The organism is Pseudomonas sp. PS02302, assembly GCF_029959585.1.
Taxonomy (GTDB): Bacteria; Pseudomonadota; Gammaproteobacteria; order Pseudomonadales; family Pseudomonadaceae; genus Chryseomonas; species Chryseomonas aestiva.
This window is the reverse complement of record NZ_JASCON010000006.1, coordinates 94,974-103,256: the sequence shown is the minus strand read 5'-3', so window position 1 is coordinate 103,256 and position 8,283 is coordinate 94,974. Positions and strand designations below refer to the sequence as shown.

General features: G+C 68.4%; 8 protein-coding genes and 1 other RNA gene. 1 reads left to right on the top strand and 8 read right to left on the bottom strand.

All coding sequences use genetic code 11. The features are described from left to right. Nucleotides 1–175: 175 nt before the first annotated feature. The 8 genes from QMX82_RS03925 to ppc form a co-directional block, all read right to left on the bottom strand. A non-coding RNA gene (locus QMX82_RS03925) (sX9 sRNA) lies at nt 176–267 on the bottom strand. A 60-nt stretch (nt 268–327) separates the two neighbouring features. Beyond that, the gene (locus QMX82_RS03920; protein WP_282281307.1) at nt 328–1,110 is read right to left on the bottom strand and encodes a class I SAM-dependent methyltransferase; all 783 of its coding nucleotides are present in this window, start codon (nt 1,108–1,110) and stop codon (nt 328–330) included. A gap of 31 nt (nt 1,111–1,141) precedes the next feature. Next, nucleotides 1,142–1,843, bottom strand: coding sequence for an extensin-like domain-containing protein (locus QMX82_RS03915; RefSeq protein WP_208694165.1), 702 nt, complete (start codon nt 1,841–1,843; stop codon nt 1,142–1,144). Between the two features lie 106 nt (nt 1,844–1,949). Continuing rightward, on the bottom strand, nt 1,950–2,807 hold the full coding sequence (locus QMX82_RS03910; protein ID WP_133862964.1) for a DUF72 domain-containing protein: 858 nt from the start codon (nt 2,805–2,807) through the stop codon (nt 1,950–1,952). After that, nucleotides 2,807–3,166, bottom strand: coding sequence for a hypothetical protein (locus tag QMX82_RS03905; protein ID WP_282281306.1), 360 nt, complete (start codon nt 3,164–3,166; stop codon nt 2,807–2,809). Before QMX82_RS03905 ends, QMX82_RS03910 begins: the two co-directional genes overlap by 1 nt. Before the next feature lie 137 nt (nt 3,167–3,303). After that, on the bottom strand, nt 3,304–3,987 hold the full coding sequence (tsaB, locus tag QMX82_RS03900; protein WP_282281305.1) for a tRNA (adenosine(37)-N6)-threonylcarbamoyltransferase complex dimerization subunit type 1 TsaB: 684 nt from the start codon (nt 3,985–3,987) through the stop codon (nt 3,304–3,306). A gap of 138 nt (nt 3,988–4,125) precedes the next feature. Next, nucleotides 4,126–4,773, bottom strand: a complete 648-nt coding sequence (adk, locus tag QMX82_RS03895; RefSeq protein WP_133862967.1) for an adenylate kinase — start codon at nt 4,771–4,773, stop codon at nt 4,126–4,128. Between the two features lie 190 nt (nt 4,774–4,963). Next, nucleotides 4,964–7,600, bottom strand: coding sequence for a phosphoenolpyruvate carboxylase (ppc, locus tag QMX82_RS03890; RefSeq protein ID WP_282281304.1), 2,637 nt, complete (start codon nt 7,598–7,600; stop codon nt 4,964–4,966). A gap of 163 nt (nt 7,601–7,763) precedes the next feature. Here ppc and QMX82_RS03885 point away from each other — a divergent pair, with 163 nt between their 5' ends. Beyond that, nucleotides 7,764–8,099 carry a pilin assembly protein gene (locus QMX82_RS03885; RefSeq protein WP_208694160.1) on the top strand — a complete coding sequence of 112 codons (336 nt, stop codon included), beginning with the start codon at nt 7,764–7,766 and terminating at the stop codon, nt 8,097–8,099. The last annotated feature ends 184 nt before the right edge of the window (nt 8,100–8,283 follow it).

Here is an 8,283-nt window from a genome sequence, read left to right as displayed (position 1 = left end):
TCTGGCAGAGCGGCATCAGCCAGGTCATCTGGATCGTCTGCATCCTGATGGTGGCCCTGCCCTTCTACCGTGCCTGGCGCAAGCGGCGCGCGCCCAAGCCCGCGACCGTCTGAAGTCGGTGACACCAGCGCCCGCGGCCGGAGTCCTTCCGCCCGCGGGCGCTTTCGTTCTGAGCGGCTAACAAAGCGTAGCGAGCGGCTGTCAGGCGGGTGCGCGCGGCGCGCAGGAACCGCACCGGGCTGGCGCTCGAGTGTACGAGCGGTACATGAGGATTCCGAGCACTGCACGCGCCCGCCTGGCGGACGCGCAGTAGGGTTGTCAGCTGCTCTAGGAGGACTTGAAGCTCTTCTTCGGATAGATGTCGTAGCGGCTGGACTTGCCCTCCAGCACATAGCCCGGCTTCACGCCCTCGATGGCCGGCGCCTTGCGCGGACGCTTGACCACCACCCGGTGACTCGCGCGGGCCAGGGCCGCGGCCAGCAGCGCCGGGGCGTCCAGGTCGTCGCCCACCAGCGGCCGGAACAGGCGCATCTCCTTCTTCACCAGGGCGCTCTTGTCGCGATGCGGGAACATGGGATCCAGATAGATCACCTCGGGCGCCTCGCCTTCCCCGCCTTGCAGGTAGGCGGTGGAATCGGCCGGCACCAGGGTCATCAGGGCGGCGATGCCGGCCGCTTCATGATCCCGCGCGGCGCGGGCGAGGCCGTCTTCGAGCAGGGCGGCGATCAGCGGCTGGCGCTCGACCAGCGTCACCATGCAGCCCAGGGTCGCCAGCACGAAGGCGTCGCGGCCCAGACCCGCGGTGGCGTCGAGCACGCGCGGGCGCACGCCGGGTCCGACCCCGACCGCCTTGGCGATCATCTGGCCGGCGCCACCGCCGAACTTGCGTCTGTGCGCCGCCGCGCCCTCGACGAAGTCCACCCGTACCGGACCCGGTGCATCCGGGCCGCGCTGCACCAGCTGCAGGCCCTGAGCACCGACCTGCAGGGCGAACTCCTCGGTCGTGGCGGTGCCCAGGGGCAGGTCAAGGCGCGCGGCCCAGGCAGCAGCAGCCTCGGTGAAGGCAGGTTCCAGGGCTTCGACGATAAGCGCGGGGCGGGCGGTGGACATGGGGGACTCGCTGGCGAAAGGACCGGCCATTCTACCGGCAGACGCGAAAGCCACCCATGTCGACATGGAAATGATCGCGGTGCGCCGCGTTGTAGTCCGGTCCCAGGGTGGTATTGAAGGACCGGCAGGCCCCATCGCGTACCAGGCGCAGGAAGCGCCGGGCCTGGGGATCGCCGTTCCAGTCCCGCGCCACGCTGATGCGGCGGCCATCGGCCAGGCGCAGTCCGGCGATGTCCAGGGCGTTGGCGGTGGCGTGCTGACTGCGCCGGCCGCTGGCGCGGCCATAGATGTTGCGGCAGGCAAAGCTGCCGTAGTGCTCCACTTCGGCCACCCGCTGGCCATAGACGGCTTCGGCCGCCGGCTGCAGGGCCTGCCGCTCGAACAGCGCGAAGCTCACCGCCAGGGGACAGCTGGCGAGGAAGCTGCCGCTGAGCCTTACCCCTTCGCCGCGCTGGATGCGCACCGTCCGCTCCAGCGGGCAGTCGGCCGAACCGGCATTGCCGCGCAATTCGCGATAGTTGAGCGCCGAGGTGGCCAGGGACGCCGCGCAATAGTCGGCATCGGCCTGCAGGCGCCAGAGCTTGAGTCGGGTGACGGCATTGGTGGGTGCCTGGATGTCCAGCGGCGCCCAGGGGTTGTAGGCCGGCGGAATACGCAGCCAACCCTGGTCAAAGGCGGTGTGCAGACCGCCATAGAGCAGGATGACGAGACCGAGCAGGTGTCTGGCTTTCATGCGGTGCGCCGAAGAGGATCGTCAAGCAGAGACTTCATCTGACCGGAGCGGACCACGGGAATGCCGGCGAAAACGTCGCCAAACGTATCGCGGTGGAGGGCGCGGACTAGAGCAGGCCGAGTTGTTCGGTGTCGGCGGTGCTCAACTCGGGTAACGCCGGCAAGCCGGGCAGGCGTTCGCGCAGCTGGGCGTGGAATCTCAGGGCCAGCTCGGGCGCCTGGCGGTTGTCTGGGGTGTGCAGGAAGACATAGGGCACCTTGCCCGCCTCGATCCAGTCGGCTACCCGGGTGACCCACTTGGCCAGGTAATAGTCGTTGGCGGCCAGCTCCAGGCGGCCGATGAAGCGCACCTGGGGATGCTCGCTGAACGCCAGAGCACGCGCCGGTACCCGCGGCTTCTTGGCCTGGGCCAGGCGCACGGCCGGCTCGCTCGGATCGGCGCTGAACAGGGCAGCCGAATCCAGGCCGACGCGCTCCACGCCCAGGTCCATGAGCAGGCGGTTCAAGGCCCGCTCGGACTCGCCCTTGTCAAAAAAGGCCAGGTGCCGGACCTCCACGGCCAGGGCGCAACGCGGCGCCATGGCCGAGAGAAAGACCTGCAGTTCCTTGAGCCGATCGGGCCCGAAGCCGGCGGGCAGCTGCAGCCACAGCGGACTGGCCCGCTCGCCCAGGGGCGCCAGCAAGTCGAGAAAGGTGCGCGCGCTGGCGAGTTGCACGCGCAGATCCTCGGCATGGCTGATGTCGCGGGGAAACTTGGCGCAGAAGCGGAAGTCGGCAGGCATCAGCTCGGCCCAGCGGCGGATGGTGTCCGCCGCGGGCCAGGCATAGAAGGTGGTATTGCCTTCCACGGCATTGAACACCTGGGCGTAGCGCGGCAGGAAATCACCCGGGCGCAGGCCGTGATAGAGGCTTTCACGCCAGGCGTTGTCGTTCCAGGAGGGGCAGCCGAGAAAGTACGGCAGCATCAGGCGTAGAGATCGAGACCCACGACGCTGGAGGAGCCGTCCGGCTCGGCGCCGAGGGCGGCGGTGCTGCCGTAGCTGGCCAGCGCCTGTTGCGCACGCGCGGTGAGCTGACTGGCAAAGCGCCCTTCCCGCTCGCTGAGCACCAGGCCATTGCCACCGCCGTTGCCGGTATCGGTCGCCGCGGCCGCCTCGACGCGGCGCACGGGCGCGACGTCGGGCCGGGGATTACCCGTGGCCTCGCGGGCGATGGCGTTCTGACGGGCGTCCTCGTCCTTCGCCACCTCGCGTACGGGCGTGACCGCGCGCGAGGAACGATTCAGGGGATAAGCAGAGGAGGAATAGCCGCTGTCAATGCGCATGGCAGGTCCCGAACGGATGGCACTACTGTAAGTAGGGTCGAAAGCTATGACAATCAAGGGCCGGACGCCCGTCGCGACCGGCGGACGAGCGGCATATACGGCTTGGACGTCAGACTATTACGCCGGGTTTCCTGACGTCAGACCGACTGCTTGGGAGTGGCGACCCGATCACGCAGATAGACGGGTTGCGCCGCTTCGGATTCGGCCGACACGGCTTCGCCGCGCTGCCAGGCCGTGGCCGCCAGCACCGCCAGATCCTGCGCATGGGGCAACAGGCTGGCATCCCGCTCGGTCAGGCGCACGGCCATGCGATCGCCGTAACCCCAGCCGGTGCCGGCACCGAACCAGTCTCCGGTGGCGGCAGCCGGCAGGCCAACGGCCTCGGGCGCCAGCACGGCTTCCGCCCCGGCCAGCACCATGGCCGCTTCGTCGAGGCGATAGCAGCCCCAGTAGACCTCGTCCATGCGCGCGTCGATGGCGGCGGCCACCTGGGTCACGCCGCGCTCGCGCCAGGCGCGCTGGGCGATGATCGCCAGATTGGACACCGGCAGCACTGGCCGGTCCAGGCCGAAGGCCAGGCCCTGCACCACGCCGATGGCGATCCGCACGCCGGTGAAGGCGCCGGGACCGCGACCGAAGGCGATGGCGTCCACCTGCACCAGACTCAGACCGGTTTCGGCCAACAGCTCCTGCACCATGGGCAGTACCCGCTGGGCATGCAGACGTGGCGCGATCTCGTAGCGATGGATGATCTCGTCGCCCAGATGCAAGGCGACCGAACAGGCTTCGGTGGCGGTGTCGAGGGCGAGCAGGATGGACATGGGGGCGAATCCGCGACGAGGAAAAGGGCTGCGCATTCTAGAGGAAGACGGGACGCGAGGGGACCCGCCCATCGGTCATGACGCCAGGGCGGCGCCTTGACCGGACCGCCTGCAGGCACAGGCGGCCGTTACCGGCGTTTAGTTCAGGGCCTGCAGCACCTTGGCGGTGATGGCATCCACCGAACCCACGCCCTCGATGCGGCTGCACTTCGGCGTGCCCTGGGCGGCGCCCAGCTTCTGGTAGAAATCCACCAGCGGCTTGGTCTGGGAATGATAGAGGTCCAGACGCTTGCGAATGGTGGCTTCGCGGTCGTCTTCGCGCTGTACCAGCGGCTCGCCGGTCAGGTCGTCGGTGTCGGCGACCTTCGGCGGATTGTGCTCGACGTGATAGACGCGACCCGAACCCGGGTGCACGCGGCGACCGGACAGGCGCTGGACGATTTCCTCGTCATCGACGGCGATTTCCAGCACGTGGTCGATCTTGACGCCCGCGGCTTCGAGGGCCTCGGCCTGGGGAATGGTGCGCGGGAAGCCGTCGAACAGGAATCCCTTGGCGCAATCGGCGTCGAGGATGCGTTCGCTGATCAGGGCGATGATGATCTCGTCGGAGACCAGGCCGCCGTTGTCCATGATGTCCTTGACCTGCAGGCCCAGGGGCGTGCCGGCCTTGACCGCGGCACGCAGCATGTCGCCGGTGGAAACCTGCGGAATGCCGAATTTCTCAGTGATGAACCGGGCCTGAGTACCTTTGCCGGCACCGGGCGCTCCCAGCAGGATTACGCGCATCTGTTGCTCCTTAGAATGGTCTCGGACTGGCAGCCCGCATAGGGCGCTGTCGCGATGATTGTTGTCGACGACACGAGACGGCCAAAGGGACCAACCATACACAGCGCCCCCTGGCCGCACAAGTTACCAAGCGTCGCAGGTGCCGGGGCCGTCCAGACGACGCCGAACCCCGGCAAAAGCGACAGTCTGTTCAACCGGTATTGCGCAGTCCGGCGGCGATCCCGGCCACGCTTACCAGCAGGGCCTGATCGAGTGCGGCCGGCTGGCTTTCGCCCGCCGCTCGCGCCCGGGCCAGCAACTCGATCTGCAAGAGATGCAGCGGATCGAGATAGGTGTTGCGCACGGCAATGAACACCAGGGTTTCCGGATGGTGCTCGAGCAATTCGGCCTGCCCGGTCAGGCGCAGGACCGCCACCCCGGCCTGGCGCAGCCGCTCGCGCAACTGGCTGCCGAGCACCTGCAGATCGGCTTCCACCAGGCGTTGGTCATAGAGCCGCGCCAGTTCGGCCTCGGCCTTGGCCAGCACCATTTCCAGCATGTCGATACGCGTCTGGAAGAACGGCCAGCGCTCGCGCATCTCGCGCAAAAGCGGCGATTCACCCCGGCGCTCGGCTTCTTCCAGCGCCCTTTCCCAGCCGAGCCAGGCCGGCAGCATCAGCCGGGTCTGGGTCCAGGCAAAGATCCAGGGAATGGCCCTGAGGCTTTCCACGCCGCCTTCGCGGCGCTTGGCCGGACGACTGCCCAGGGGCAACCGGCCCAGCTCCTGCTCGGGCGTGGCCTGCCGGAAATAGCTGACGAAATGCGGATCCTCGCGCACCACCCCGCGATAGGCCTGCAGACTGTCGCGGGCGAGGCGATCCATCTGCTCGCGCCAGGCTGGTTCGGGTGCCGGTGGCGGCAACAGGGTGGCCTCCAGCACCGCGCCCAGGTACAGCGCCAGATTCTGCTCGGCGATGGCCGGCTGACCGAACTTGAAGCGGATCATCTCGCCCTGTTCGGTGGTGCGGAAGCGCCCGGCCACCGAGCCCGGCGGTTGCGAGAGGATGGCCGCGTGAGCCGGGCCACCGCCCCGCCCCACGGTGCCGCCACGGCCATGGAACAGCAGCAGTTCGACGCCACGGCTGGCGCAGATGTCCACCAGGGCTTCCTGGGCACGGTACTGAGCCCAGGCCGCCGCCAGGGTGCCGGCGTCCTTGGCCGAGTCGGAATAGCCGATCATGACCTCCTGGGGACCGGCCAGACGCGCACGATAGTCGGGCAGGTCGAGCAGGCTGGCGATGGCCGTACCGGCGTGATCCAGATCGTCGAGGGTCTCGAACAGCGGCACCACGCGCATCGGCTGCCGCACCCCGCACTCGCGCAGCAGCAGCTGCACGGCCAGCACGTCGGACGCCGCGCCGGCCATGGAGATGACATAGGAACCCAGGGCGTCGGGCGGCGAGGCGGCGATGACGCGGCAGGTGGCGAGCACCTCCCGGGTATCGGCCTCCAGCTCGGCGTCCACCGGCAGCAGGGGCCGCCGACTGGCCAATTCGCCGCGGAGGAATTCCAGGCGCTGCTCCTCGCTCCAGGCGGCATAGTCGCCCAGGTCCAGGTAGCGGCAGATGTCGGCCAGGGCCGCGGCATGGCGCGCGGCGTCCTGGCGGATGTCCAGACGCACCAGATAGAGGCCGAAGGTGCGGGCCCGGCGCAGGGTATCGAGCAGGGAGCCGTCGGCGATGACCCCCAGGCCGCAGCGCTGCAGGGAGTCGTAGCACAGCTGCAGCGGCGCGATCAGCTCGGCGTTGTCGCTGAGGACATGGCGGGCGCCGGCATGGGGATCGGTGATGGCATGGGCCGCCCAGCTGCGGGTGATCTGCAGCCGTTCGCGCAGCACCTTGAGCACCTTGCGATAGGGTTCCGGGTGATCGCCGGCCTGCTCACGCAGGGCCGGACTCGCCGCCTGCATGGACAACTCGGCGGCGAGCCGGTCGACATCGCGCAGGTAGAGATCGGCGGCCATCCAGCGCGCCAGCAGGAGCACCTCGCGGGTGATGGCGGCGGTGACATTGGGATTGCCGTCGCGGTCGCCCCCCATCCAGGACGAGAAGCGCACCGGCGCCGCCGTCAGCGGCAACCGCTGGCCGGTGCGTTGCTGCAGGCCGGCATCCAGCTTGCGCAGCAGACTGGGTATCGCCTGCCAGAGCGAATTCTCGATCACCGCGAAGCCCCACTTGGCTTCATCCACCGGCGTCGGGCGCTGGCGGCGGATCTCCTCGGTGTGCCAGGCCTCGGCGATCAGCCGGCGCAACCGTGCCTCGATGGCGGCCACCTCGGTAGCGGTCAGGTCGCGATGATCGAGGGCCGCCAGTTGCGCGCTGATCTCGTCGTATTTCTGGATCAGGGTGCGCCGGGAAACCTCGGTGGGGTGGGCGGTCAGCACCAGATCGATGTCCAGCGCCGCGACCCGCTCGGCCAGCGCCTGAGCGGAATGCCCGGCCGCGCCCAGGCGCTCCAGCAATTCCGGCAGCACCTGCTGCTCGAAGGGCGGCGGCTCGTCTTCGGTGCGCCGTCTGACCCGGTGATATTCCTCGGCGATGTTGGCCAGGTTGAGAAAATGGCTGAAGGCCCGCGCCACTGGCAGCAGCTCGTCTTCGGCCAGGGTATCCAGGGTGTCGCCCAGTTGGCGGGCACCCTCCGCGGAGCCGCCACGAGCGGCCTTGGCGCCCTTGCGGATCCGCTCGATCTTGTCGAGAAAAGCCGCGCCATGCTGGTCGGCGATGGTCTGCCCCAGCAGATCGCCCAGCAACCGCACCTGCTCGCGCAGGCGAACGTCGATTTCCACCATCTCGTGCTCCTCGAAAGTACCGGTTCGGACCTCACGGCAACCGCTGCGGTCTAGCGCAGAGGACAGCACCCTGCTGTCACGGTTGCAAGCCCCGGCTGTTGCAGGGTGCCCAGCCTCGCTCAACCTGAATATCCGACCTTTGCCTAAGCCACGGGAGATGCTCATGAAGATTCGCGAACTCGCTCACCAATGGGAGCAGCAGGCCACCACCTCCAGCCCCACCCGCAGCTACCGCCTCGACCTGGAAGTCGAGACCGCGGCCCGTCTCGAGGCGCTCTGCGAACTCTATCCCCAACGCACGCCCGAAGCCCTGCTCGGCGAGTTGCTGGCGGCCGCCTTCGAAGAACTGGAAGCCAGTTTCCCCTATGTGCAGGGCGAGGAAGTGGTGGCCACCGATGAACTCGGCGATCCCCTCTATGCCGATGCCGGCACGACCCCGCGTTTCCTCGAACTGGCGCGCAAGCACCTGCATCGCCTGCAGTCCGAAACGGCCGGCTAGCGTCGACCTGCAGCTTTACCTACGCCGCTACCGCTCTGCCAAGGGCCTCCGCGCACGGCGAAATTCGATAGCCAGTGAACATTTTTGCCGGATGAGCGGTCACAGAGTCAGACCGCAGCGCTGGACGAGGGCTGGTTACCAGTACCCGTCACGGCCCCTTGGGGACGGATCGGACTTGCTTCCA

Bases quoted from the DNA above. Each gene is read 5' to 3' on its own strand.
- QMX82_RS03920 (WP_282281307.1), bottom strand. From the start codon at position 1,110: ATGTCCACCGCCCGCCCCGCGCTTATCGTCGAAGCCCTGGAACCTGCC.
- QMX82_RS03915 (WP_208694165.1), bottom strand. From the start codon at position 1,843: ATGAAAGCCAGACACCTGCTCGGTCTCGTCATCCTGCTCTATGGCGGT.
- QMX82_RS03910 (WP_133862964.1), bottom strand. From the start codon at position 2,807: ATGCTGCCGTACTTTCTCGGCTGCCCCTCCTGGAACGACAACGCCTGG.
- QMX82_RS03905 (WP_282281306.1), bottom strand. From the start codon at position 3,166: ATGCGCATTGACAGCGGCTATTCCTCCTCTGCTTATCCCCTGAATCGT.
- tsaB (WP_282281305.1), bottom strand. From the start codon at position 3,987: ATGTCCATCCTGCTCGCCCTCGACACCGCCACCGAAGCCTGTTCGGTC.
- adk (WP_133862967.1), bottom strand. From the start codon at position 4,773: ATGCGCGTAATCCTGCTGGGAGCGCCCGGTGCCGGCAAAGGTACTCAG.
- ppc (WP_282281304.1), bottom strand. From the start codon at position 7,600: ATGGTGGAAATCGACGTTCGCCTGCGCGAGCAGGTGCGGTTGCTGGGC.
- QMX82_RS03885 (WP_208694160.1), top strand. From the start codon at position 7,764: ATGAAGATTCGCGAACTCGCTCACCAATGGGAGCAGCAGGCCACCACC.